Annotated in this window: 34 protein-coding genes, 1 tRNA gene and 1 rRNA gene; 30 read left to right on the top strand and 6 right to left on the bottom strand. The window is 49.3% G+C overall.

The window, feature by feature from the left end:
* The first annotated feature begins 2 nt into the window (after window positions 1-2).
* The 23 genes from rpsC (at window position 3) to JL661_RS16210 (ending at window position 11111) form a co-directional block, all read left to right on the top strand.
* On the top strand, window positions 3-704 hold the full coding sequence (gene rpsC, locus JL661_RS16320) for a 30S ribosomal protein S3 (protein ID WP_004238626.1): 702 nt from the start codon (window positions 3-5) through the stop codon (window positions 702-704).
* Window positions 705-718: 14 nt separating this feature from the next.
* Entirely contained in the window at window positions 719-1129 is a 411-nt protein-coding gene (gene rplP / locus JL661_RS16315; protein WP_004238625.1) for a 50S ribosomal protein L16, read from the top strand.
* A complete protein-coding gene (rpmC, locus tag JL661_RS16310; RefSeq protein WP_004238624.1) occupies window positions 1129-1320 on the top strand; it encodes a 50S ribosomal protein L29 in 192 nt (63 codons plus the stop codon). The genes rplP and rpmC overlap by 1 nt, the downstream gene beginning before the upstream one ends.
* Complete coding sequence (gene rpsQ / locus JL661_RS16305) at window positions 1320-1574, top strand: 30S ribosomal protein S17 (protein ID WP_015422334.1); 255 nt, start codon at window positions 1320-1322, stop codon at window positions 1572-1574. Before rpmC ends, rpsQ begins: the two co-directional genes overlap by 1 nt.
* Before the next feature lie 175 nt (window positions 1575-1749).
* A complete protein-coding gene (gene rplN, locus JL661_RS16300) occupies window positions 1750-2121 on the top strand; it encodes a 50S ribosomal protein L14 (protein ID WP_015422333.1) in 372 nt (123 codons plus the stop codon).
* Between the two features lie 11 nt (window positions 2122-2132).
* A complete protein-coding gene (gene rplX / locus JL661_RS16295; protein WP_004238623.1) occupies window positions 2133-2447 on the top strand; it encodes a 50S ribosomal protein L24 in 315 nt (104 codons plus the stop codon).
* Between the two features lie 15 nt (window positions 2448-2462).
* Window positions 2463-3002: a 50S ribosomal protein L5 gene (rplE, locus tag JL661_RS16290; RefSeq protein ID WP_004238621.1), complete on the top strand. Its 540-nt coding sequence runs from the start codon at window positions 2463-2465 to the stop codon at window positions 3000-3002.
* A 12-nt stretch (window positions 3003-3014) separates the two neighbouring features.
* Window positions 3015-3320 carry a 30S ribosomal protein S14 gene (rpsN, locus tag JL661_RS16285; RefSeq protein WP_004238619.1) on the top strand — a complete coding sequence of 102 codons (306 nt, stop codon included), beginning with the start codon at window positions 3015-3017 and terminating at the stop codon, window positions 3318-3320.
* Between the two features lie 34 nt (window positions 3321-3354).
* The gene (gene rpsH / locus JL661_RS16280) at window positions 3355-3747 is read left to right on the top strand and encodes a 30S ribosomal protein S8 (protein WP_004242248.1); all 393 of its coding nucleotides are present in this window, start codon (window positions 3355-3357) and stop codon (window positions 3745-3747) included.
* 14 nt (window positions 3748-3761) lie between these two features.
* Window positions 3762-4295: a 50S ribosomal protein L6 gene (gene rplF, locus JL661_RS16275; protein WP_004238617.1), complete on the top strand. Its 534-nt coding sequence runs from the start codon at window positions 3762-3764 to the stop codon at window positions 4293-4295.
* Window positions 4296-4304: 9 nt separating this feature from the next.
* Complete coding sequence (gene rplR, locus JL661_RS16270) at window positions 4305-4658, top strand: 50S ribosomal protein L18 (protein WP_004238616.1); 354 nt, start codon at window positions 4305-4307, stop codon at window positions 4656-4658.
* Between the two features lie 14 nt (window positions 4659-4672).
* The gene (gene rpsE / locus JL661_RS16265; protein WP_004238615.1) at window positions 4673-5173 is read left to right on the top strand and encodes a 30S ribosomal protein S5; all 501 of its coding nucleotides are present in this window, start codon (window positions 4673-4675) and stop codon (window positions 5171-5173) included.
* Between the two features lie 6 nt (window positions 5174-5179).
* Window positions 5180-5359 (top strand): 50S ribosomal protein L30, encoded by a 180-nt coding sequence (gene rpmD, locus JL661_RS16260; protein ID WP_004238614.1) that lies wholly within the window; start codon window positions 5180-5182, stop codon window positions 5357-5359.
* 3 nt (window positions 5360-5362) lie between these two features.
* Window positions 5363-5797: a 50S ribosomal protein L15 gene (gene rplO, locus JL661_RS16255; RefSeq protein WP_004242249.1), complete on the top strand. Its 435-nt coding sequence runs from the start codon at window positions 5363-5365 to the stop codon at window positions 5795-5797.
* A gap of 7 nt (window positions 5798-5804) precedes the next feature.
* Window positions 5805-7136, top strand: a complete 1332-nt coding sequence (gene secY, locus JL661_RS16250; protein WP_004238612.1) for a preprotein translocase subunit SecY — start codon at window positions 5805-5807, stop codon at window positions 7134-7136.
* A gap of 33 nt (window positions 7137-7169) precedes the next feature.
* Window positions 7170-7286, top strand: a complete 117-nt coding sequence (gene rpmJ / locus JL661_RS16245; RefSeq protein WP_015422332.1) for a 50S ribosomal protein L36 — start codon at window positions 7170-7172, stop codon at window positions 7284-7286.
* Between the two features lie 145 nt (window positions 7287-7431).
* Window positions 7432-7788, top strand: a complete 357-nt coding sequence (gene rpsM, locus JL661_RS16240; protein WP_004242250.1) for a 30S ribosomal protein S13 — start codon at window positions 7432-7434, stop codon at window positions 7786-7788.
* 15 nt (window positions 7789-7803) lie between these two features.
* The gene (rpsK, locus tag JL661_RS16235; RefSeq protein WP_003863312.1) at window positions 7804-8193 is read left to right on the top strand and encodes a 30S ribosomal protein S11; all 390 of its coding nucleotides are present in this window, start codon (window positions 7804-7806) and stop codon (window positions 8191-8193) included.
* Between the two features lie 37 nt (window positions 8194-8230).
* Complete coding sequence (gene rpsD / locus JL661_RS16230; RefSeq protein ID WP_015422331.1) at window positions 8231-8851, top strand: 30S ribosomal protein S4; 621 nt, start codon at window positions 8231-8233, stop codon at window positions 8849-8851.
* A gap of 25 nt (window positions 8852-8876) precedes the next feature.
* Window positions 8877-9866, top strand: coding sequence for a DNA-directed RNA polymerase subunit alpha (locus JL661_RS16225; protein ID WP_004238609.1), 990 nt, complete (start codon window positions 8877-8879; stop codon window positions 9864-9866).
* A 37-nt stretch (window positions 9867-9903) separates the two neighbouring features.
* The gene (gene rplQ / locus JL661_RS16220) at window positions 9904-10290 is read left to right on the top strand and encodes a 50S ribosomal protein L17 (RefSeq protein ID WP_015422330.1); all 387 of its coding nucleotides are present in this window, start codon (window positions 9904-9906) and stop codon (window positions 10288-10290) included.
* Window positions 10291-10453: 163 nt separating this feature from the next.
* The gene (zntR, locus tag JL661_RS16215) at window positions 10454-10903 is read left to right on the top strand and encodes a Zn(2+)-responsive transcriptional regulator (RefSeq protein ID WP_004238607.1); all 450 of its coding nucleotides are present in this window, start codon (window positions 10454-10456) and stop codon (window positions 10901-10903) included.
* Window positions 10904-10910: 7 nt separating this feature from the next.
* Entirely contained in the window at window positions 10911-11111 is a 201-nt protein-coding gene (locus tag JL661_RS16210) for an alternative ribosome-rescue factor A (RefSeq protein ID WP_015422329.1), read from the top strand.
* Window positions 11112-11115: 4 nt separating this feature from the next.
* Here JL661_RS16210 and mscL read toward each other — a convergent pair whose 3' ends face one another.
* From mscL to def, 5 genes are all read right to left on the bottom strand, one after another.
* Complete coding sequence (mscL, locus tag JL661_RS16205; RefSeq protein WP_004242253.1) at window positions 11116-11523, bottom strand: large-conductance mechanosensitive channel protein MscL; 408 nt, start codon at window positions 11521-11523, stop codon at window positions 11116-11118.
* Between the two features lie 86 nt (window positions 11524-11609).
* Window positions 11610-12986, bottom strand: coding sequence for a Trk system potassium transporter TrkA (trkA, locus tag JL661_RS16200; RefSeq protein WP_004238605.1), 1377 nt, complete (start codon window positions 12984-12986; stop codon window positions 11610-11612).
* 24 nt (window positions 12987-13010) lie between these two features.
* Window positions 13011-14303: a 16S rRNA (cytosine(967)-C(5))-methyltransferase RsmB gene (gene rsmB / locus JL661_RS16195; protein WP_062773591.1), complete on the bottom strand. Its 1293-nt coding sequence runs from the start codon at window positions 14301-14303 to the stop codon at window positions 13011-13013.
* A gap of 81 nt (window positions 14304-14384) precedes the next feature.
* Window positions 14385-15329 carry a methionyl-tRNA formyltransferase gene (gene fmt, locus JL661_RS16190; RefSeq protein ID WP_015422328.1) on the bottom strand — a complete coding sequence of 315 codons (945 nt, stop codon included), beginning with the start codon at window positions 15327-15329 and terminating at the stop codon, window positions 14385-14387.
* Between the two features lie 87 nt (window positions 15330-15416).
* Complete coding sequence (def, locus tag JL661_RS16185) at window positions 15417-15926, bottom strand: peptide deformylase (protein WP_004238602.1); 510 nt, start codon at window positions 15924-15926, stop codon at window positions 15417-15419.
* A 130-nt stretch (window positions 15927-16056) separates the two neighbouring features.
* On the opposite strand from def, the gene dprA reads away from it, so the two are divergent.
* From dprA to JL661_RS16160, 5 genes are read left to right on the top strand one after another with little or no spacing between them, the layout of a single operon-like run.
* The gene (gene dprA / locus JL661_RS16180; RefSeq protein ID WP_004238601.1) at window positions 16057-17163 is read left to right on the top strand and encodes a DNA-processing protein DprA; all 1107 of its coding nucleotides are present in this window, start codon (window positions 16057-16059) and stop codon (window positions 17161-17163) included.
* A 27-nt stretch (window positions 17164-17190) separates the two neighbouring features.
* Window positions 17191-17736, top strand: coding sequence for a DNA topoisomerase family protein (locus JL661_RS16175; RefSeq protein ID WP_004242257.1), 546 nt, complete (start codon window positions 17191-17193; stop codon window positions 17734-17736).
* Window positions 17726-18298 carry an L-threonylcarbamoyladenylate synthase type 1 TsaC gene (gene tsaC / locus JL661_RS16170; protein ID WP_062773588.1) on the top strand — a complete coding sequence of 191 codons (573 nt, stop codon included), beginning with the start codon at window positions 17726-17728 and terminating at the stop codon, window positions 18296-18298. The genes JL661_RS16175 and tsaC overlap by 11 nt, the downstream gene beginning before the upstream one ends.
* A 22-nt stretch (window positions 18299-18320) precedes the next feature.
* Window positions 18321-19139, top strand: coding sequence for a shikimate dehydrogenase (gene aroE / locus JL661_RS16165; protein WP_062773586.1), 819 nt, complete (start codon window positions 18321-18323; stop codon window positions 19137-19139).
* Complete coding sequence (locus JL661_RS16160; RefSeq protein WP_036418982.1) at window positions 19136-19399, top strand: DUF1488 family protein; 264 nt, start codon at window positions 19136-19138, stop codon at window positions 19397-19399. The genes aroE and JL661_RS16160 overlap by 4 nt, the downstream gene beginning before the upstream one ends.
* Here the strand turns inward: JL661_RS16160 and JL661_RS16155 are convergent.
* Entirely contained in the window at window positions 19375-19920 is a 546-nt protein-coding gene (locus JL661_RS16155; protein ID WP_032099228.1) for a gamma carbonic anhydrase family protein, read from the bottom strand. The genes JL661_RS16160 and JL661_RS16155 overlap by 25 nt on opposite strands.
* Window positions 19921-20405: 485 nt before the next feature.
* On the opposite strand from JL661_RS16155, the gene JL661_RS16150 reads away from it, so the two are divergent.
* Window positions 20406-21949 (top strand): 16S ribosomal RNA (locus tag JL661_RS16150).
* 80 nt (window positions 21950-22029) lie between these two features.
* Window positions 22030-22106: transfer RNA gene (locus JL661_RS16145), tRNA-Glu, on the top strand.
* The last annotated feature ends 177 nt before the right edge of the window (window positions 22107-22283 follow it).

Genomic DNA, 22283 nt, shown 5'->3' with positions numbered 1-22283 from the left:
CAATGGGTCAGAAAGTAAATCCAAATGGTATTCGCCTGGGTATTGTTAAACCTTGGAACTCTACCTGGTTTGCGAACACCAAAGAATTCGCTGACAACCTGGACAGCGACTTTAAAGTACGTAAGTACTTAACTAAAGAACTGGAAAAAGCGTCAGTATCCCGCATCGTTATCGAGCGCCCTGCTAAGAGCATCCGTGTGACTATTCACACTGCACGCCCTGGCATCGTGATCGGTAAGAAAGGTGAAGACGTTGAAAAACTGCGCAAAAGCGTTTCAGATATCGCTGGCGTTCCTGCGCAGATCAATATTGCCGAAGTACGTAAACCTGAACTGGACGCAAAATTAGTTGCTGACAGCATCACTTCACAGCTGGAACGTCGCGTTATGTTCCGTCGTGCTATGAAGCGTGCGGTACAGAATGCTATGCGTTTAGGCGCTAAAGGTATCAAAGTCGAAGTCAGCGGCCGTTTAGGCGGTGCTGAAATCGCACGTACTGAGTGGTATCGTGAAGGCCGTGTGCCTCTGCATACCCTGCGTGCAGACATCGATTATAACACCTCTGAAGCTCAGACTACTTATGGTGTTATCGGTGTTAAAGTGTGGATCTTCAAAGGTGAGATTCTGGGTGGCATGGCTGCAGTTGAACAGGCGGAAAAACCGGCTGCTCAACCTAAAAAACAGCAGCGTAAAGGCCGTAAGTAAAGGAGAGTCGCTGAATGTTACAACCAAAGCGTACAAAATTCCGTAAAGTGCACAAAGGCCGTAACCGCGGTCTGGCAGCCGGCGCGGATGTGAGCTTCGGCACTTATGGTCTGAAAGCTGTTGGCCGTGGTCGTCTGACTGCACGTCAGATCGAAGCAGCACGTCGTGCTATGACCCGTGCAGTTAAGCGTCAGGGTAAAATCTGGATCCGTGTGTTCCCGGACAAACCTATCACTGAAAAGCCTCTTGAAGTGCGTATGGGTAAAGGTAAAGGTAACGTGGAGTATTGGGTTGCCTTAATCCAGCCGGGTAAAGTCCTGTATGAAATGGACGGCGTATCGGAAGAGCTTGCTCGTGAAGCATTCAAGCTGGCAGCAGCTAAACTGCCTATCAAAACCACCTTTGTAACTAAGACGGTGATGTAATGAAAGCGAAAGAGCTGCGCGAAAAAAGCGTTGAAGAGCTGAACACTGAGCTGCTGAACCTGCTGCGCGAACAATTTAACCTGCGTATGCAAGCGGCAAGCGGCCAGTTACAACAGTCTCATCTGTTAAAACAAGTGCGTCGTAATATTGCACGTGTTAAGACTTTATTGACTGAGAAGGCGGGTGCGTAATGACCGATAAAATCCGTACTCTGCAAGGTCGTGTTGTTAGTGACAAAATGGAGAAATCCATTGTTGTGACTATCGAGCGTATGGTGAAACACCCTCTGTATGGTAAGTTCATCCGTCGTACGACTAAACTGCACGTACATGACGAGAACAATGAATGTGGTATCGGTGACGTGGTAGAAATCCGCGAAACCCGTCCACTGTCTAAGACTAAGTCCTGGACCCTGGTTCGCGTCGTAGAGAAAGCTGTACTGTAACAGCACTGCTTTCTGATGTAGAATAAACGGCTCGGCTTTAGAGCCGTTTATTTTTTTTCTATCCATAACGAAGATGTGGTGTTATAATGCCGCGCCCTCGTAATTGGGTATTTGGACGGCCTCTCTTTTTAGTAAGAGTGGCTCAGTAGTAGTTGACATTTAGCGGAGCACTAAAATGATCCAAGAACAGACTATGCTGAACGTGGCCGATAACTCCGGTGCACGTCGCGTAATGTGTATCAAGGTTCTAGGTGGCTCGCACCGTCGCTACGCAGCTGTAGGCGACATTATCAAAATTACCATCAAGGAAGCAATTCCGCGCGGTAAAGTAAAAAAAGGTGATGTTCTGAAGGCAGTAGTGGTGCGCACCAAGAAGGGTGTACGTCGCCCTGACGGTTCTGTCATTCGCTTCGATAGCAACGCTTGTGTATTGTTAAACAATAACAGCGAGCAAGTTATCGGTACGCGTATTTTTGGGCCGGTAACTCGTGAACTTCGTAACGAGAAGTTTATGAAAATTATCTCACTGGCACCTGAAGTACTCTAAGGAGCGGAACTATGGCAGCGAAAATCCGTCGTGATGACGAAATTATCGTGCTGACCGGCAAAGATAAAGGTAAGCGCGGTAAAGTAAAACAGGTTCTTTCTTCTGGTAAAGTTATCGTTGAAGGTATCAATCTGGTTAAGAAACATCAGAAGCCGGTTCCGGCCCTGAACCAACCAGGTGGCATCGTTGAAAAAGAAGCTGCAATTCAGGTTTCTAACGTTGCAATCTTCAATGCGGCAACCGGCAAGGCTGACCGTGTAGGTTTTAGATTCGAAGACGGCAAAAAAGTCCGTTTCTTCAAGTCTAACAGCGAAACTATCAAGTAATTTTTGGAGTATACGATGGCGAAACTGCATGATTACTACAAAGACGAAGTAGTTAAACAACTGATGACTCAGTTTAACTACAATTCTGTCATGCAAGTCCCTCGGGTCGAGAAGATCACCCTGAATATGGGTGTTGGTGAAGCAATTGCTGATAAAAAACTGCTGGATAACGCAGCAGCTGACTTAGCAGCAATCTCTGGTCAGAAACCATTGATCACCAAAGCACGCAAATCTGTTGCAGGCTTCAAAATCCGCCAGGGCTATCCAATCGGCTGTAAAGTAACTCTGCGTGGCGAACGCATGTGGGAGTTCTTTGAGCGACTGATTTCTATTGCTGTACCACGTATTCGTGACTTCCGTGGCTTGTCCGCTAAGTCTTTCGATGGTCGCGGTAACTACAGCATGGGCGTACGTGAACAAATCATCTTCCCTGAAATCGATTACGATAAAGTGGATCGTGTTCGTGGTCTTGATATTACTATCACTACCACCGCGAAATCTGATGATGAAGGTCGCGCACTGTTATCAGCGTTTAACTTCCCGTTTCGCAAGTAAGGCAGGGTATTCATGGCTAAGAAATCTATGAAAGCACGTGATGTAAAACGTGCAAAATTAGCTGAGAAATTCTTCGCAAAACGCGCAGAACTGAAAGCTACCATCTCCGATGTCAACGCATCAGATGACGATCGTTGGGATGCTGTTCTGAAGCTTCAATCTCTGCCACGTGATTCCAGTCCTTCCCGTCAGCGTAACCGTTGCCGCCAAACCGGGCGTCCACACGGTTTTCTGCGGAAGTTTGGCTTAAGCCGTATTAAAGTCCGTGAAGCCGCTATGCGCGGTGAAATCCCGGGCCTTAAGAAAGCTAGCTGGTAATTGTCACCATATTGAATCACGGGAGTAAAGACAGATGAGCATGCAAGATCCCATCGCGGATATGCTGACCCGTATCCGTAACGGTCAGGCCGCGAACAAAGTTGCGGTCACCATGCCTTCCTCCAAGCTGAAAGTGGCAATTGCCAACGTGCTGAAGGAAGAAGGTTATATTGAAGATTTTAAAATCGAAGGCGACATCAAGCCAGAACTGGAACTGACTCTTAAGTATTTCCAGGGTAAGGCTGTTGTAGAAAGCATCCAGCGCGTAAGCCGCCCAAGTCTGCGTATTTATAAGCGCAAAGACGAACTGCCACAAGTTATGGCAGGTCTGGGTATCGCAGTTGTTTCTACATCTAAAGGTGTAATGACTGATCGTGCAGCTCGCCAGGCTGGTCTTGGTGGCGAGATTCTCTGCTACGTAGCATAATTCGGGAGGAAAGAATGTCTCGTGTGGCAAAAGCACCCGTCGTCATTCCTGCCGGCGTAGAGGTAAAACTCAACGGTCAGGTTATTTCGATTAAGGGTAAAAACGGCGAGCTGAGCCGTAATATCCACAACGCTGTAGAAGTTAAACATGCAGACAACCAGTTAACCTTTGGTCCGCGTGACGGTTATACCGACGCATGGGCACAGGCTGGTACAACTCGTGCACTGGTTAACGCTATGGTTGTTGGTGTTACCGAAGGCTTCTCTAAGAAGCTGCAACTGGTAGGTGTTGGTTATCGTGCAGCCGTTAAAGGTGATGTGGTAAACCTGTCTGTAGGTTTCTCTCACCCAGTAGAGCACAAACTGCCGGCTGGCGTTACTGCTGAATGTCCGACCCAAACTGAAATCGTACTGAAAGGTGCTGATAAGCAGGTTATTGGTCAGATCGCAGCAGACTTACGCGCCTATCGTCGCCCTGAACCTTACAAAGGTAAAGGTATTCGCTACGCCGACGAAGTCGTGCGTATTAAAGAGGCTAAGAAGAAGTAAGGTAACACTATGGATAAGAAAGCAGCTCGTATCCGTCGTGCGACCCGCGCACGCCGCAAGCTTATGGAACTGGGTGCAACTCGCCTGGTGGTACATCGTACCCCTCGCCATATCTATGCGCAGGTTATTGCACCAAACGGTTCTGAAACGTTGGTGGCCGCTTCTACTGTTGAAAAAGCTATCAGCGAACAAGTTAAATACACCGGAAACAAAGATGCCGCAATCGCAGTAGGTAAAGCTATTGCTGAGCGCGCACTGGAAAAAGGAATCAAAGCAGTATCCTTTGACCGTTCAGGTTTCCAATATCATGGTCGAGTCCAGGCACTGGCAGATGCTGCCCGTGAAGCTGGCCTACAGTTCTAAGGTAGAGGTGTAAGATGGCACACATCGAAAAACAGGCTGGCGAACTGCAGGAAAAGCTGATCGCGGTAAACCGCGTATCTAAAACCGTTAAAGGTGGTCGTATCTTTAGCTTCACCGCACTGACTGTAGTGGGTGATGGCAACGGCCGCGTTGGTTTTGGTTACGGCAAAGCACGCGAAGTTCCGGCAGCAATCCAGAAAGCGATGGAAAAAGCCCGTCGCAACATGAAAACCGTTGCACTTAACAACGGCACATTATTCCACCCAGTGAAAGGCACACACACCGGTTCCCGCGTGTTTATGCAGCCTGCTCACGAAGGTACCGGTATTATTGCCGGTGGTGCAATGCGTGCTGTTCTTGAAGTTGCCGGTGTTCGTAACGTCCTGGCTAAAACTTATGGTTCCACGAACCCAATTAACGTTGTTCGTGCAACACTGGATGCTTTAGACAGCATGAAGTCTCCGGAAATGGTTGCAGCTAAGCGTGGTAAATCCGTCGAAGAAATTCTGGGGTAATGGACCATGGCTAAGACAATTAAAATTACACAAACCCGCAGCTCAATCGGCCGTCTGCCAAAACACAAGGCAACTCTGGTCGGTTTAGGTCTGCGTCATATTGGCCACACTGTAGAGCGCGAAGATACACCAGCGGTCCGTGGTATGGTTAATCGTATTTCCTATATGGTTAAAGTTGAGGAGTAACAGATGCAATTAAATACTCTGTCTCCGGCAGCAGGTGCTAAACACGCACCAAAACGTGTAGGTCGTGGTATTGGTTCCGGTCTCGGTAAAACCGCAGGTCGTGGTCACAAAGGTCAGAGCTCTCGTTCTGGCGGTGGCGTACGTCGTGGGTTTGAAGGTGGCCAGATGCCTTTATATCGTCGTCTGCCAAAATTCGGCTTTACTTCACGTAAAGCGATGGTCACTGCTGAGATCCGTTTATCTGATCTTCAGCTGATCGAAGGCGATGTTATCGATCTTAATGTATTGAAAGCCGCAAACGTTATTGGTCCACAGATTGAGTACGCGAAAGTGTTCCTGTCTGGTGAACTGACTCGTGCAGTTACTGTACGCGGCCTGCGTGTTACTAAAGGCGCTCGTGCTGTTATCGAAGCTGCTGGCGGTAAAATCGAGGAATAAGTAACAGATGGCAAAGCAACCAGGTACAGATTTCCAAAGTGCTAAAGGCGGAATAGGTGAGTTAAAGCGTCGTTTACTGTTTGTGCTCGGCGCACTGATTGTTTTCCGTATTGGCTCTTTCATTCCTATCCCTGGTATTGATGCCACTGTTCTTGCGAAATTGCTCGAACAACAACAAGGCACCATCATTGAGATGTTTAACATGTTCTCTGGTGGTGCGTTGAGTCGTGCTTCAATCTTTGCGCTGGGTATCATGCCGTACATTTCGGCATCGATTATTATCCAGCTGCTGAGCGTGGTGAACCCGCGCCTGGCGGAGATTAAGAAAGAAGGGGAAGCTGGTCGTCGTAAGATTAGCCAGTACACCCGGTATAGTACGTTAGTCCTCGCGGTGTTCCAGTCTGTTGGTATCGCGATGGGCTTACCGAATATGCCTGGTATGCAGGGTCTGGTTATTAACCCGGGCTTTGCGTTCTACTTCACGGCTGTTGTGAGTTTGGTGACAGGGACTATGTTCCTGATGTGGCTGGGTGAGCAGATTACTGAACGCGGTATCGGTAACGGTATTTCGATCATCATCTTCGCCGGTATTGTTGCGGGTCTTCCGTCAGCAATTGGCCATACCATTGAGCAAGCTCGTCAAGGCGAACTGCACTTCCTCCTGTTGCTATTGGTTGCAGTCTTGGTATTTGCGGTTACTTGCTTTGTTGTCTTTATGGAGCGTGGTCAACGTCGTATCGTCGTTAACTATGCCAAACGTCAGCAAGGCCGCCGTGTTTACGCGGCACAAAGTACACACTTACCGTTGAAAGTGAATATGGCGGGTGTAATTCCTGCGATTTTCGCTTCCAGTATTATCCTGTTCCCTGGTACAATTGCATCTTGGTTCGGTGATGGTACTGGCTGGGATTGGCTGACGACAATTTCTATGTATCTGCAGCCAGGCCAGCCGCTCTATGTGTTACTTTATGCCTCTGCAATCATATTCTTCTGTTTCTTCTATACCGCACTGGTATTTAATCCAAGAGAAACAGCAGATAACCTGAAGAAGTCCGGTGCATTTGTACCAGGAATTCGTCCGGGAGAGCAAACGGCCAAGTACATCGATAAAGTAATGACTCGTTTAACTTTAGTTGGCGCGTTATATATTACCTTTATCTGCCTAATCCCGGAGTTCATGCGTGACGCAATGAAAGTACCTTTCTACTTTGGTGGTACTTCCCTCTTAATCGTGGTTGTGGTCATCATGGACTTTATGGCTCAAGTGCAAACTCTGATGATGTCAAGTCAGTACGAGTCTGCATTGAAAAAAGCAAACCTCAAAGGTTATAACCGTTAATTCGGTTTGCTTTAGAAGTTACGGAGAGTAAAAATGAAAGTTCGTGCTTCCGTCAAGAAATTATGCCGTAACTGCAAAATCGTTAAGCGTCACGGTGTCGTGCGCGTGATTTGCAGTGCTGAGCCTAAGCATAAACAGCGTCAAGGCTAATAAAAAGCATATTTTTCTTGCAAAGTTGGATTGAGCTGGCTAAATTAGCCAGCCAATCTTTTTATTAAACGTGGTTCTACTGTTTGAGTATCCTGAAAACGGGCTTTTCAGATCAGTATTACCCCAAAATTTTTAGGAGTGCATAGTGGCCCGTATAGCAGGCATTAACATTCCTGATCATAAACATGCTGTTATTGCATTAACTGCAATTTTCGGCATCGGCTTAACCCGTTCACAGGCTATCTGTAAAGCAACGGGTATTGCTGAAGATGTTAAGATCAGTGAGCTGTCTGAAGAGCAAATCGACCAACTGCGTGACGAAGTTGCTAAATACGTTGTAGAAGGTGACCTGCGCCGTGAAGTGACCCTCAGCATCAAACGTCTTATGGACATTGGTTGCTATCGTGGTTTACGCCATCGTCGTGGTCTTCCGGTACGCGGTCAGCGTACGAAGACTAACGCACGTACCCGTAAGGGTCCGCGTAAGCCGATCAAGAAATAATCGGGGAATCTTATAATGGCAAAAGCACCTGTTCGTGCACGTAAGCGTGTAAGAAAACAAGTCTCTGACGGTGTGGCTCATATCCATGCTTCTTTCAACAACACAATCGTTACCATTACTGACCGTCAGGGTAACGCATTAGGTTGGGCAACTGCCGGTGGTTCCGGTTTCCGTGGTTCTCGTAAATCAACTCCATTCGCAGCACAGGTTGCAGCAGAACGTTGCGCAGAGGCTGTGAAAGAGTACGGTATTAAGAATCTGGAAGTTATGGTTAAAGGACCTGGTCCTGGCCGTGAGTCAACCGTTCGCGCATTAAACGCGGCTGGTTTCCGCATCACTAACATTACTGATGTGACTCCGATCCCTCATAACGGTTGTCGTCCTCCGAAAAAACGTCGCGTCTAATCGCCCTTACGTTTTTTAGGATAGTTGGAGAAAGAAAATGGCTAGATATTTGGGTCCGAAGCTCAAGCTGAGCCGTCGCGAAGGAACAGACCTCTTCCTGAAGTCTGGTGTTCGCGCGATTGACACCAAGTGTAAATTAGATCAAGCACCAGGCCAGCACGGCGCCCGTAAACCGCGTCTGTCTGATTATGGTGTTCAGTTACGTGAAAAACAAAAAGTTCGTCGTATGTACGGCGTGCTGGAACGTCAGTTCCGTAACTACTATAAAGAAGCAACTCGTCTGAAAGGCAACACAGGTGAAAACCTGCTGTCTCTGCTGGAAGGTCGTTTAGACAACGTTATTTATCGTATGGGCTTTGGCGCTACCCGCGCAGAAGCACGTCAGATCGTCAGCCACAAAGCTGTCATGGTAAATGGCCGTGTTGTAAACATTGCTTCTTATCAGGTTTCCCCTAACGACGTAATCAGCATTCGTGAAAAAGCGAAAAAACAGTCTCGTATTAAGGCTGCTTTAGAGCTGGCTGAGCAGCGTGAAAAACCAACTTGGTTGGAAGTTGATGCTGCGAAAATGGAAGGTGTGTTCAAACGTATTCCTGAGCGTACTGACCTTTCTGCTGATATTAACGAGCACCTGATCGTCGAGCTTTACTCTAAGTAAGGCTTAGCACCAAAGAGAGGACACAATGCAGGGTTCTGTGACAGAGTTTCTTAAACCGCGCCTGGTTGATATCGAGCAAATCAGTTCGACGCACGCCAAGGTGACCCTTGAACCATTAGAGCGTGGCTTTGGCCATACTCTGGGTAACGCACTGCGCCGTATTCTGCTTTCGTCTATGCCGGGTTGTGCGGTAACTGAGGTTGAGATTGATGGTGTACTCCATGAGTACAGCACTAAAGAAGGTGTACAGGAAGATATCCTGGAAATTCTGCTCAACCTGAAAGGGCTGGCGGTAAAACTTCAGGGAAAAGATGAAGTCATCTTAACTCTGAATAAATCTGGCATTGGCCCTGTGACTGCAGCCGACATCATCCATGACGGTGATGTTGAAATCGTCAAGCCGGAGCATGTAATTTGCCATCTCACTGACGAAGGCGCATCTATTAATATGCGCATCAAAGTTCAGCGTGGTCGTGGTTATGTTCCAGCTTCTGCCCGAATTCATTCGGAAGAAGATGAGCGCCCAATCGGTCGTCTGTTAGTAGACGCGTGCTACAGCCCAGTTGAGCGTATTGCTTACAATGTTGAAGCAGCACGTGTTGAGCAGCGTACCGACTTGGATAAATTGGTTATCGAAATGGAAACCAACGGCACGATTGATCCAGAAGAATCAATTCGTCGTGCGGCAACCATTCTGGCCGAACAACTGGAAGCTTTCGTTGACTTACGTGATGTTCGTCAGCCGGAAGTGAAAGAAGAAAAACCAGAATTCGATCCGATTTTACTGCGCCCAGTAGACGATCTCGAATTGACTGTCCGCTCTGCTAACTGTCTCAAGGCAGAAGCAATCCACTACATCGGTGATCTGGTACAGCGTACAGAAGTTGAGTTGCTCAAAACACCTAACCTCGGTAAGAAATCTCTTACTGAAATTAAGGACGTTCTGGCATCTCGCGGCTTATCTCTGGGCATGCGTCTGGAAAATTGGCCGCCGGCAAGTATTGCTGACGAATAAGATCACAGGTTAAGGTTTTACTGAGAAGGATAAGGTCATGCGCCATCGTATGAGTGGTCGTCAATTGAACCGCAACAGCAGCCATCGCCAAGCTATGTTTCGTAACATGGCCGGTTCTTTAGTTCGTCACGAAATTATCAAGACGACTTTGCCTAAGGCAAAAGAACTGCGTCGCGTTGTTGAGCCGTTGATTACCCTGGCTAAAACGGATAGCGTTGCTAACCGTCGTTTAGCATTCGCCCGTACTCGTGATAACGAAATCGTGGCAAAACTGTTCAACGAGCTGGGACCACGTTTCGCTCAGCGTGCAGGTGGTTACACCCGCATTCTGAAATGTGGTTTCCGTGCTGGTGACAATGCTCCAATGGCTTACATTGAGCTTGTTGACCGCGCTGAATCCCAGACTGAAGCAGCAGCAGAGTAATCTGTTACTGCGTAAAAAAACCGGGTTTTTACCCGGTTTTTTTATTTCTGTTAATCCTGCCCTTGAAGTTACTTTCCTCAGCCCCATATCTCTGCCAACGACATACAACATTTTACTATTCTGATATGATGGCTTCAGGCCAGATGATGTCAGGAGGTTGCCGATGTACCGAATTGGTCAGTTAGCAAAACTTGCAGAAGTGACACCGGATACGATCCGTTTTTATGAAAAACAGGGCATGATGGATCATCAGACCCGAACGGATGGCGGCTATCGTTTGTATACTGAGCAGGATCTGCACCGGCTGCGCTTTATCCGGTATGCAAAACAATTAGGGTTTACACTGGAAGCGATCACGGAACTGTTATCGATCCGGGTTGATCCTGAACATCACACCTGCCGTGAATCAAAGCAAATTGTGGATGATCGGCTGAAAGATGTGGAAACGAAGTTAGTCGAAATGCAGCGAATGCGGGATTCTCTGAAGATGCTGAGTGATGCCTGTTGCGGAACGGCACATGTCAGTTCACAATGCACCATTCTGGAGATCCTGGAACAAGGTGCGACAGAGCCCTGTGGCTGTTCACAAAAAGAGAGTAAACATAATCAATGAGGTTACTATGACAAAATATGCTCACAAGCGTGGCGTAATACAAGATAACGCCCTGGAAGCACTGCTATCCGATCCGTTGTTCCGGCAGAGAGTAGAAAAAAATAAGAAAGGTAAAGGGAGTTACAACCGGAAAGAAAAACACAACAAGGCAGATTACCGGGAGGCCAGTAGTAAACGATTAGATAATCTTTTACTACTGGCCTTTTAGTTTATTATTTCTTTTGTTCTTTTAATAAATCACGGATTTCAGTCAGTAATGTTTCTTCTGCTGACGGTGCCGGCGGCTCCGCAGGTGCTTCAGCCTGTTCGCGGCGTAATTTATTCAGCATTTTGATGGCAATGAAGATAGCAAACGCAACGATAACGAAATCAAAGACGGTTTGCAGGAATACACCATAATTCAGTACAACAGCAGGCACATCTCCGCTGGCTTCCCGCAGTACAACGGCAAACTGTTTGAAGTCGATCCCGCCGATCAGTAAACCGAGTGGTGGCATGATGACATCAGCAACTAATGAGGACACAATTTTGCCGAATGCCGCACCGATAATGATACCGACAGCCATATCAACGACATTGCCGCGCATCGCAAATTCACGAAACTCTTTTATGAAGCTCATACCCTTTTCCTTACCCAAAATGTTAACAAGTTGTCATTCTCAAGTATAAATCAATAGTATTTACTATCAAAATATTAAGTACTTATTTATAAGAAGAACGGACTTGGCTGGAAGAGCTTCTCCACCTCGGGTACGTGGCGTTTGTCAGTGATGAACAGCACGACATGGTCTCCCTGTTCAATACTGTGCTCGTCATTCGCAATAATAACCTGCTCATCTCTGACAATCGCACCAATAATAGTGCCCGGCGGGAGCTTAATATCGGCAATTTTGCGTCCGACAACTTTTGACGTATTTTCATCGCCATGTGCGATAGCCTCAATCGCCTCAGCAACACCGCGTCGTAATGACGATACACTGACAATATCTGCTTTACGCACATGGCCGAGTAATGCAGAAATGGTGGCCTGCTGCGGGGAGATAGCGATATCAATCACGCCGCCCTGGACCAGATCCACATAGGCACTGCGCTGGATAAGCACCATTGCTTTCTTGGCACCCATGCGCTTGGCGAGCATCGCGGACATAATATTGGCTTCGTCATCGTTGGTCAGGGCAATAAAGACGTCAACCTGCTCAATATGTTCTTCTGCTAATAATTCCTGATCAGAGGCATCTCCATAAAAAACAATGGTGTCATGCAGCAGCTCAGCGAGGTCGGTTGCCCGGTTGGCGTTGTGCTCGATCAGTTTGACGTTATAGTCTTTCTCGATACGCAGTGCCAGACCGGCGCCGACGTTCCCGCCGCCGACAATCATGATCCGCTTATACGGTTTTTCCAGACGCTGTAATTCACTCATCACCGCACGGATATGCTCGGATGCGGCGACAAAAAATACTTCATCACCGGCTTCAATGATGGTTGAACCTTGCGGACGAATCGGTCTGTCCTGGCGGAAGATGGCTACAACCCGTGTTTCAATATGCGGCATATGCTCGCGCAGGCTGGAAAGGGCGTTTCCGACCAGCGAACCGCCGTAATAGGCTTTCACGGCAACAATACTGACACGCCCTTCGGCAAAATTTACAACCTGGAGAGCACCGGGGTACTGGATCAGTTTATAGATGCTGTCGATCACTAACTGCTCAGGGGCGATCAGGTGATCGATCGGGATCGCTTCCGGTAAAAATAATTTATCAGCTTCCCGGACATACTCAGAAGAGCGGATACGGGCGATCTTATTCGGTGTATTGAACAGCGTGTATGCAACCTGGCAGGCGATCATATTGGTTTCATCGGAGTTGGTCACCGCGACGAGCATATCCGCGTCTTCAGCGCCCGCTTCCCGCAGTACCCGCGGATGAGAGCCAGCACCGTTTATTACCCGGAGATCGAATTTATCCTGTAACTGACGCAGCCTGTCCGGGTTGGTATCCACAACAGTAATATCGTTGTTTTCATCCACTAAGTTTTCTGCCAGTGTGCCGCCGACCTGACCGGCACCGAGAATAATAATTTTCATATAAATGATCGTCCGGGTTGTTTATCAGGCAGAAAGTGCCTGTTTAACCAGTTTAGCGTAAAAAAATCCGTCTCCGCTCTGCGCATCCGGCAGCATCTGGTAGCCTGTTGCCGGTGTATCGGTTAATACAGCATCACGGTGCGAAGAGAGGAAATTATTTATCTGATGAATATTCTCTTCCGGTAATACAGAACAGGTTGCATAGACCAGTGTGCCGCCGGGTTTGAGATAAGGCCAGACAGCGTCCAGAATTTCCCGTTGCAGTGCCGCCAGCTCATTGATGTCATTATCACGGCGCAGCCATTTAATGTCCGGATGGCGGCGGATAACGCCGGTCGCGGAGCAAGGTGCATCCAGCAAAATGCGATCGAATGTCTGTGATTCTGCCCATTGTTCCGGATAACGGCCGTCACCGGTTTTCACCACCGCGTTTTGTTTAAGTCGTTGTAAATTCTCATTAACCCGGGTTAAACGCTGTTTATCCACATCAACAGCCATGACATGAGCGCGGGGCGCTATCTCTAAAATGTGGGTGGTCTTCCCGCCGGGTGCCGCGCACAAATCTAAAATAGTCTCATCATTCTGCGGATCAAGTAGTAATGCACAGCCCTGAGCGGAGCTGTCCTGCACGGTGACCCAGCCATCAGCAAACCCGGGCAGATCAGTGACCGGGCAGGGAACTGCCAGACGCAGTGCATCCGGATATGCCGGATTATAAAAGGCTTCAATATCCTTCTCTGTCAGCAGCGCCTGATATTCCTGAGCGGAATGATGGTTACGGTTAACCCGTAGCCACATCGGCGGTTTTTCATTATTTGCCGTAATAACAGCTTCCCAGTTGTCAGGATATGCCGCCTGAATCCGCGACAGCAGCCATTTCGGATGCAGCCAGCGGCTTTCATTATTAGCAAAACGCTCGGACAACACCTGCTCCTGACGCTGGAACTGACGCAGCACGCCGTTAATCAGTCCTTTCAGCTGTGGTTTTTTCAGTGTCACAGCACCGTCAACCGTTTCGGATAGTGCTGCGTGTGCCGGGATCCGTGTATAACGGAGCTGATAAAAACCGACCAGAATCAGATAATGCAGTACCCGCTGCTTACCGGTCAGCGGTTTTGCCATCAGCTGCTGGCTGTACCATTCAAGCTCCGGCAGCACCCGCATCACACCAAAACATAATTCCTGCAGTAATGCTTTATCTTTCGGGTTGATATCCCGCTGATATTCAGGCAGAAGTGCGCTGAGTGACTGTCCCTGATCCAGGACCTGGCTGATGATACGGGCAGCAATGCTGCGTAAGTTATAGCTGTTTTTCATTGTGATTCCGGTATGCCGGCAAGCGATAAAGAGAAAGGGGGACCGGCATACCACGCGGGGAATGCCGGTTATGAAACAAAATTACAGTGAATTTCCCGGGGTAAACCATTCTTTGCGGGAATTCAGAATATCAGCGGCTGACATCGGTTTTTTCCCGGCAGGCTGTAACTGTGTGATATTCAGGATCCCTTCTGCAGTGGCAACCTGAATGCCGTTTTTATCCGCACGGATAACCGTTCCCGGCGCTGCGGAAGTCTGTTCCGCAATCGCATTGGCCTGCCAGACTTTCACCGGCTGCTCATCAATCACCATATAACTGATTGGCCACGGATTGAAGGCACGTATACAGCGGTCTAACTGTGCGGCAGAAAGAGACCAGTCCAGCCGGGCTTCTTCTTTGCTCAGTTTTTCTGCATAGGTAACCAGGGTGTCATCCTGTTTTTCAGGGCGGAGTGCATTCTGACACACCAGAGACAGTGTCTGTAACAGTGCCTGCGGGCCGATACCGGCGAGTTTTTCATACAGGGATGCACTGGTATCTTCTGATGTGATATCACACTCAGCTTTATACAGCATATCGCCGGTATCCAGGCCGGCATCCATCTGCATGATGGTGACCCCGGTTTTGGTATCACCGGCCCACAATGCACGCTGGATAGGCGCCGCACCACGCCATGCCGGTAACAGGGAACCGTGAACATTCAGGCATCCAAGACGCGGAATATCCAGCACTGCCTGCGGCAAAATCATCCCGTAGGCTACGACAATCATAATGTCCGCCTGCTGGTCACGTATCCACTGGTGATTTTCTTCTTTGCGCAGCGTGGATGGCTGGAAAACAGGAATATCGTGCTGCTGTGCCAGTTCTTTTACCGGGCCCGCGGTGATTTTTTTCCCGCGGCCGGCAGGGCGATCCGGCATGGTTAAGACGCCAACGACATTGTGCTCTGACTGAATCAGGGCATCGAGGTGACGTGCGGCAAAATCAGGCGTTCCTGCAAAGATAATACGTAATGAATCTGACACGTTGCTTTCCTGTAAAAATAATAATGCCATAAACAATAACAGTGCCCGTGCGCTGCTGCGGTCTGTGGCAGATAAAGACTGCGGGTATTAAGACCGGGCTCTGAGTCTGTCCAGTTTTTCGACTTTCTGACGGATGCGCTGGCGCTTCATAGCGGAAAGGTAATCGACAAATAATTTACCTTCCAGGTGATCCATTTCATGCTGGATACAAATTGCCAGCAGATCGCCGGTTTCCAGCTCGAAAGGCTCGCCGTTATAGTCCAGCGCCCGGATTTTAACGTGCTCGGCACGCGGTACGAATGCCCGCTGCTCAGGAATCGATAAACAACCTTCTTCGATTCCGGCTTCTCCGGATTTTTCCAGCAGTTCCGGGTTGATCAGCACCAGGCGCTCATTCCGCTCTTCTGACACATCAATCACGATAATGCGCTGGTGGATATCAACCTGAGTGGCTGCCAGACCAATACCTTCTTCGTCGTACATGGTTTCGAACATATCATCGACAATCTTCTGAATGCCGGCATCGACTTTTTCAACCGGCTTTGCAATCTTGCGAAGCCGCTCGTCGGGATAATGTAATACAGTTAATAACGCCATAGATTTTTTCGTGTTCTATCTAAAAAATGGATGGAAATTAATGTCTATTCTAGACAGTTATCAGCCTGATTGACAGTATTGCCCGCAGCGGACACCGCATTTTTATCACAGGCTCAGTCAGGATGGCGCAATGGATGAAAGGGAAATTTGGTTACGTCTGGCGTGTATCAGGCGGTTAAGTGCACATCATGCTGTCAGTGCTGCGACAATACTGACAGAGACCTGCACACAGAAAAACGGTGAGATCCGCCGCCAGTTACATCAGTGCGGACTTACACTGGTACAGTGTCAGCAATTCATGAATGTGAATACATCCAGGCTGAAAACGGCACTTATATGGGCTGATTCACCGGGTAACATGATATTACCCCTGTCATCACCACACTATCCGTTTTTATTAAAGCAGATCTATTCACCTCCGCTTGTGCTTTTTGTGGCAGGGCAGTATGAGGTGTTATCTGCCCCGCAGGTCAGTATGGTGGGCAGCCGCGCGGTTACCCATTACGGCGAAAAGTGGGGGGACTGTTTTACCCGGCATCTTGTGCAGCACAATCTGGTGATAACCAGCGGCCTGGCTGCGGGCGTGGACGGATGCTGCCATAAGGCGGCGCTGGCATCAGGCGGAAAGACGGTTGCGGTATCCGGCAGCGGGCTGTCTCATATTTATCCCGCAAAACACCGGTCGCTGGCAGAGGAGATTACAGAAAATGGCGCACTTATCTCTGAATATTTTCCGGATGTACCGCCGCTGGCCAAAAACTTTCCCCGCCGTAACCGGATAATCAGCGGGTTAAGCCGTCTGCTGATTGTGATTGAGGCCGGACGGCGCAGCGGGTCATTAATTACGGCACAATGCGCACTGGAACAGGGGCGGGATGTATTTACGTTACCGGCGGTGCTTGGTAATCCGGCGTATGAGGGTAATCACTGGTTGTTGCAGCAGGGCGCCTATATTGCGACAGCACCGGCTGATATCACGGATCATCTCGCGCTGGATATGCAGTGGCTGGCGCTGCCGCCGGTCACGGAAGCACCGGAAGTGATTATCACACCGGTACAGGAGGAACTGCCGTTTGCACATGTGCTGATTAATGTGGATGATGAACCGACACCGGCAGATATCATTGCCGCTCGGTGTGAGCTGCCGGTCACAGAGGTGACAACACAACTGCTGCAGCTGGAGTTATCAGGTAAAATAGCCGTGGTCAGCGGGGGATATATCCGCCTGCATCACTGAACGGTATCGGCGTAAGGTAAAATTATCATGTCAAAATCAACGGCGGAATGCTGTCCGGAATGCGGCGGAGAGCTGGTTATCCGTAATGGTGCCCACGGGCCTTTTTTCGGCTGTTCTGCTTATCCGGAATGTGATTACATCCGTCCACTGAAAGCCGGTACTGACGGGCATATCATCAAAGTGCTGGACGGACAGTTGTGCCCGCAGTGCGGCGGGACGCTGGTGCTGCGCCAGGGGCGCTACGGGATGTTTATCGGCTGCGGAAATTTTCCGGAATGTGAATATATTGCATCTATTGATTCACCAGATGAAACGACGGTGGCCTGTCCGCAGTGCCATGATGGTAAGTTACTTCAGCGTAAGTCACGGTTCGGTAAAGTTTTTTATGCCTGTAACCGCTATCCTGCCTGCCAGTTTTCACTGAACAGCAAACCGGTTGCCGGTGAGTGTCAGTATTGTGGTTATCCGCTGCTGGTGGAAAAAAGGACATCAACAGGCGTAAGATTAAGTTGTGCGAGTAAAGCCTGCGCAAAACGACAAAAAGAACAAAATGAGAATAATGATGAATCATAATCAAACCACAGCAAATTTCGACACAATTATAAAAGCCCTGAATAACCACGAAGTTATCGCATATCCGACAGAGGCTGTTTTTGGCCTGGGTTGTGATCCTGACAGTGAGCAGGCCGTGATGGCGCTGCTGGATCTGAAACAGCGCCCGTGGGAAAAAGGACTGATTCTGATCGCAGATAACTATGATCAGGTAAAACCTTATATTGATGACTCACGGCTGACAGATGAGCAGCGTGAAGCGATGTTTGCCTCCTGGCCGGGCCCGGTGACCTGGGTGATCCCGGCAAAACCCGCCACACCAAAATGGCTGACCGGCCGTTTTGACTCGCTGGCTGTCCGCGTGACAGATCATCCGGTGGTCAAAGCATTATGTCAGGCGTACGGCAAACCGGTGGTCTCCACCAGTGCGAACCTGAGCGGGCTGGAGCCATGCCGGACAACTGATGAAGTAAATGCACAGTTTAACGGACGGATCCCGGTGGTTGACGGGCTGGTCGGCGGGCGGAAAAATCCGTCTGAGATCCGTGATGTACTGACAGGGCAGTTATACCGCCAGGGCTGACAGAACACCAAAAGGACCCGGAATGAAAAAATTTGCCGTTTTTGGCCATCCGATTGCACACAGTCAGTCACCTTTTATTCATCAGGAATTTGCCGGACAGTTTGGTATTGAGCTGAGTTATGAACGGATCCTCTCTCCGCTCGACGGCTTCCGCGACAGCGTTTCTGCATTTTTTGCTGCAGGCGGGCTGGGGGCGAATGTCACACTGCCTTTTAAAGAGCAGGCACATGCGCTGGCGGATGAGCTGAGTGAACGGGCACAGGTCTGCGGTGCGGTAAACACCCTGTATCTGACAGAAGATAAACGGCTGGCAGGGGATAATACCGACGGTGAAGGACTGGTAATTGATTTGCAGCGGCTGATGTTTATCCGCCCCGGCGACAGTATTCTGCTGATTGGTGCAGGTGGCGCAGCCCGCGGCGCGTTGCTGTCTCTGTTGCAGGCAGGTTGCGCTGTTACCATTACCAACCGGACATTCAGCAAAGCGCAGTCTCTGGCTGAGCGGTTTGCCGGTCACGGAAAAGTCAGTGCAATGCCTGTCAGTGAAACCGGAACGACCGGATTTTCACTGATTATTAATGCCACATCATCCGGGGTGGACGGCGCGGTTCCGCAAATCCCTCAGTCATTACTGAATCCGTCTGTTGCCTGTTACGATATGTTTTACCGTACGGGGCTGACACCTTTTCTGCAGCTTGCCGCAGATAACGGTGTAACCCGGTATGCTGACGGGCTGGGTATGCTGGCTGGTCAGGCGGCTTTTGCATTCAGGTTATGGCATGGTGTATTGCCGGATATTGCACCGGTACTGACAAAACTCAAACAGAAGATGACATCATGAACCAGTCCATTCAGTTTCCGGACCGCGAATCACGGGATGATGATCGGGAGTGCATTGTTTTTCCGGTGATGATCAACGGCTTTTTATCAGATTGCCGCGTCTCTGCACAATACCTGCAATCCCGTTACGGAACGGCTCCCGGGGAGGATATGCTGGTTCTCTTCCGCCGGAACCGCTGGGATCTGGAGGAAGAGTTTGCGGAATTCATTGAAAAAGGTGAGGCGGATGAGCCGCCTTACCGGTTGCCCTGTGACAGATAATTATTTTTCCACATAACATAGTTATTGGCTGAATATTTCAGCCCTTCATATTCTTCCGGTTTCAGCGGACGGACGGCTTTGGCAGGGCTGCCGAGATACAGGTAGCCGCTTTCCAGACGTTTGCCGGGAGAGACCAGACTGCCCGCGCCGATAATTACATCATCCTCTACCACCACTCCATCCAGCAGGATTGAACCCATACCGACCAGGACACGGTTACCGATAGTGCAGCCGTGCAGCATCACTTTATGGCCGACGGTAACATCCTCACCGATAATCAGCGGGTGACCGGCCGGGTTATCTGCCGTCTGGTGAGTGACATGTAATACGGAGCCGTCCTGAATATTGGTACGCTGACCAATCTGAATGTAATTGACATCTCCCCGGGCAACAACCAGCGGCCAGATACCGACATCATCAGCCAGACGCACATCACCGATAATGACGGAGGAGTCATCGATCATGACATTTTTACCGACAGAAGGGGTTAATGTCAGATAGGGACGGAGTTTATTCACAATAATTACCTCAGAATATAAATGTATTTTGGTGATCTTAATGAGAGAGTTTACCGGAGGCAATGCAACTTTCGGGCATAATTGCCGGAAAATAAGACATGATGCTCAAAAGACAGACAGTTAATAAGAAAATTCAAAAAAAAAGGTTGTGCAAAACGAAAAGCTCCCTATAATGCGCCACCACTGACACGGAACAACGCGATAACACGCGGTTCCGGCAGAAAGAGAAAAAGCGGAAAGTTGAAAAACAACGCTTGACTCGAAGGGGCTGGAAACGTAATATACGCAGCCTCGCAACAACGCAGAAGACCGGCAACGGCAGCGAATGTTGCAACTGCTCTTTAACAATTTATCAGACAATCTGTGTGGGCACTCGCAGGACATATCACAAAAAATATTATTTTTGAGAAGTCTTGAAGAGTGACCAATACAGCAGCTTAGTAATAAGCAGCAGTAAACAGTTTAATTCTTTGAGCATCAGACACTTTTAATTGAAGAGTTTGATCATGGCTCAGATTGAACGCTGGCGGCAGGCCTAACACATGCAAGTCGGGCGGTAACAGGGGGAAGCTTGCTTCTCTGCTGACGAGCGGCGGACGGGTGAGTAATGTATGGGGATCTGCCTGATGGCGGGGGATAACTACTGGAAACGGTAGCTAATACCGCATAATGTCTTCGGACCAAAGCGGGGACCTCCGGGCCTCGCGCCATCAGATGAACCCATATGGGATTAGCTGACAGGTAAGGTAACGGCTTACCTGGGCGACGAATCCCTAGCTGGTCTGAGAGGATGATCAGCCACACTGGGACTGAGACACGGCCCAGACTCCTACGGGAGGCAGCAGTGGGGAATATTGCACAATGGGCGCAAGCCTGATGCAGCCATGCCGCGTGTATGAAGAAGGCCTTCGGGTTGTAAAGTACTTTCAGTCGGGAGGAAGGTGTCAAGGTTAATAACCTTGGCAATTGACGTTACCGACAGAAGAAGCACCGGCTAACTCCGTGCCAGCAGCCGCGGTAATACGGAGGGTGCAAGCGTTAATCGGAATTACTGGGCGTAAAGCGCACGCAGGCGGTTGATTGAGTCAGATGTGAAATCCCCGGGCTTAACCCGGGAATTGCATCTGATACTGGTCAGCTAGAGTCTTGTAGAGGGGGGGTAGAATTCCATGTGTAGCGGTGAAATGCGTAGAGATGTGGAGGAATACCGGTGGCGAAGGCGGCCCCCTGGACAAAGACTGACGCTCAGGTGCGAAAGCGTGGGGAGCAAACAGGATTAGATACCCTGGTAGTCCACGCTGTAAACGATGTCGACTTGGAGGTTGTGCCCTTGAGGCGTGGCTTCCGGAGCTAACGCGTTAAGTCGACCGCCTGGGGAGTACGGCCGCAAGGTTAAAACTCAAATGAATTGACGGGGGCCCGCACAAGCGGTGGAGCATGTGGTTTAATTCGATGCAACGCGAAGAACCTTACCTACTCTTGACATCCAGAGAACTTAGCAGAGATGCTTTGGTGCCTTCGGGAACTCTGAGACAGGTGCTGCATGGCTGTCGTCAGCTCGTGTTGTGAAATGTTGGGTTAAGTCCCGCAACGAGCGCAACCCTTATCCTTTGTTGCCAGCGCGTGATGGCGGGAACTCAAAGGAGACTGCCGGTGATAAACCGGAGGAAGGTGGGGATGACGTCAAGTCATCATGGCCCTTACGAGCAGGGCTACACACGTGCTACAATGGCGTATACAAAGGGAAGCGACCCGCGAGGGCAAGCGGAACTCATAAAGTACGTCGTAGTCCGGATTGGAGTCTGCAACTCGACTCCATGAAGTCGGAATCGCTAGTAATCGTAGATCAGAATGCTACGGTGAATACGTTCCCGGGCCTTGTACACACCGCCCGTCACACCATGGGAGTGGGTTGCAAAAGAAGTAGGTAGCTTAACCTCCGGGAGGGCGCTTACCACTTTGTGATTCATGACTGGGGTGAAGTCGTAACAAGGTAACCGTAGGGGGAACCTGCGGTTGGATCACCTCCTTACCTAGTTGATACTGAATGTGAGTGTTCACACAGATTGTCTGATAGAAAATGAGCAGAGAGCGTCTGCGAAGCTGACTAATGTCCCCTTCGTCTAGAGGCCCAGGACACCGCCCTTTCACGGCGGTAACAGGGGTTCGAATCCCCCTAGGGGACGCCAGTCTGCGCGGATGAGTGAAAGTCATCTGCAAATAATGATTAAGCTGATTCAAGAGTCAGCTTAACAATTATGCTCTTTAACAATCCGGAACAAGCTGAAAAATTGAAACAATCAATATTATCACCGAGGTAATATTGATGAGTCTCTCAGCCAAGCAACAGAACGTGTTACTACGAC

Source organism: Morganella morganii, assembly GCF_019243775.1.
GTDB classification, from domain to species: domain Bacteria; phylum Pseudomonadota; class Gammaproteobacteria; order Enterobacterales; family Enterobacteriaceae; genus Morganella; species Morganella morganii.
The sequence above is the reverse complement of the archived record's forward strand: the minus strand, read 5'-3'. Positions and strand labels throughout refer to the sequence as shown.

Coding starts and splice junctions, on each gene's coding strand:
- rplE (WP_004238621.1), top strand. CDS start 2,463: ATGGCGAAACTGCATGATTACTACAAAGACGAAGTAGTTAAACAACTG.
- rplF (WP_004238617.1), top strand. CDS start 3,762: ATGTCTCGTGTGGCAAAAGCACCCGTCGTCATTCCTGCCGGCGTAGAG.
- JL661_RS16175 (WP_004242257.1), top strand. CDS start 17,191: ATGTCAAAATCAACGGCGGAATGCTGTCCGGAATGCGGCGGAGAGCTG.
- rplQ (WP_015422330.1), top strand. CDS start 9,904: ATGCGCCATCGTATGAGTGGTCGTCAATTGAACCGCAACAGCAGCCAT.
- rplX (WP_004238623.1), top strand. CDS start 2,133: ATGGCAGCGAAAATCCGTCGTGATGACGAAATTATCGTGCTGACCGGC.
- JL661_RS16225 (WP_004238609.1), top strand. CDS start 8,877: ATGCAGGGTTCTGTGACAGAGTTTCTTAAACCGCGCCTGGTTGATATC.
- secY (WP_004238612.1), top strand. CDS start 5,805: ATGGCAAAGCAACCAGGTACAGATTTCCAAAGTGCTAAAGGCGGAATA.
- tsaC (WP_062773588.1), top strand. CDS start 17,726: ATGAATCATAATCAAACCACAGCAAATTTCGACACAATTATAAAAGCC.
- rpsK (WP_003863312.1), top strand. CDS start 7,804: ATGGCAAAAGCACCTGTTCGTGCACGTAAGCGTGTAAGAAAACAAGTC.
- zntR (WP_004238607.1), top strand. CDS start 10,454: ATGTACCGAATTGGTCAGTTAGCAAAACTTGCAGAAGTGACACCGGAT.
- rpsD (WP_015422331.1), top strand. CDS start 8,231: ATGGCTAGATATTTGGGTCCGAAGCTCAAGCTGAGCCGTCGCGAAGGA.
- JL661_RS16160 (WP_036418982.1), top strand. CDS start 19,136: ATGAACCAGTCCATTCAGTTTCCGGACCGCGAATCACGGGATGATGAT.
- mscL (WP_004242253.1), bottom strand. CDS start 11,523: ATGAGCTTCATAAAAGAGTTTCGTGAATTTGCGATGCGCGGCAATGTC.
- rplP (WP_004238625.1), top strand. CDS start 719: ATGTTACAACCAAAGCGTACAAAATTCCGTAAAGTGCACAAAGGCCGT.
- rplN (WP_015422333.1), top strand. CDS start 1,750: ATGATCCAAGAACAGACTATGCTGAACGTGGCCGATAACTCCGGTGCA.
- rsmB (WP_062773591.1), bottom strand. CDS start 14,303: ATGAAAAACAGCTATAACTTACGCAGCATTGCTGCCCGTATCATCAGC.
- def (WP_004238602.1), bottom strand. CDS start 15,926: ATGGCGTTATTAACTGTATTACATTATCCCGACGAGCGGCTTCGCAAG.
- rpsN (WP_004238619.1), top strand. CDS start 3,015: ATGGCTAAGAAATCTATGAAAGCACGTGATGTAAAACGTGCAAAATTA.
- rplO (WP_004242249.1), top strand. CDS start 5,363: ATGCAATTAAATACTCTGTCTCCGGCAGCAGGTGCTAAACACGCACCA.
- dprA (WP_004238601.1), top strand. CDS start 16,057: ATGGATGAAAGGGAAATTTGGTTACGTCTGGCGTGTATCAGGCGGTTA.
- rpsH (WP_004242248.1), top strand. CDS start 3,355: ATGAGCATGCAAGATCCCATCGCGGATATGCTGACCCGTATCCGTAAC.
- rpsC (WP_004238626.1), top strand. CDS start 3: ATGGGTCAGAAAGTAAATCCAAATGGTATTCGCCTGGGTATTGTTAAA.
- rplR (WP_004238616.1), top strand. CDS start 4,305: ATGGATAAGAAAGCAGCTCGTATCCGTCGTGCGACCCGCGCACGCCGC.
- JL661_RS16210 (WP_015422329.1), top strand. CDS start 10,911: ATGACAAAATATGCTCACAAGCGTGGCGTAATACAAGATAACGCCCTG.
- trkA (WP_004238605.1), bottom strand. CDS start 12,986: ATGAAAATTATTATTCTCGGTGCCGGTCAGGTCGGCGGCACACTGGCA.
- rpsQ (WP_015422334.1), top strand. CDS start 1,320: ATGACCGATAAAATCCGTACTCTGCAAGGTCGTGTTGTTAGTGACAAA.
- rpsE (WP_004238615.1), top strand. CDS start 4,673: ATGGCACACATCGAAAAACAGGCTGGCGAACTGCAGGAAAAGCTGATC.
- rpmJ (WP_015422332.1), top strand. CDS start 7,170: ATGAAAGTTCGTGCTTCCGTCAAGAAATTATGCCGTAACTGCAAAATC.
- rpmD (WP_004238614.1), top strand. CDS start 5,180: ATGGCTAAGACAATTAAAATTACACAAACCCGCAGCTCAATCGGCCGT.
- aroE (WP_062773586.1), top strand. CDS start 18,321: ATGAAAAAATTTGCCGTTTTTGGCCATCCGATTGCACACAGTCAGTCA.
- rpmC (WP_004238624.1), top strand. CDS start 1,129: ATGAAAGCGAAAGAGCTGCGCGAAAAAAGCGTTGAAGAGCTGAACACT.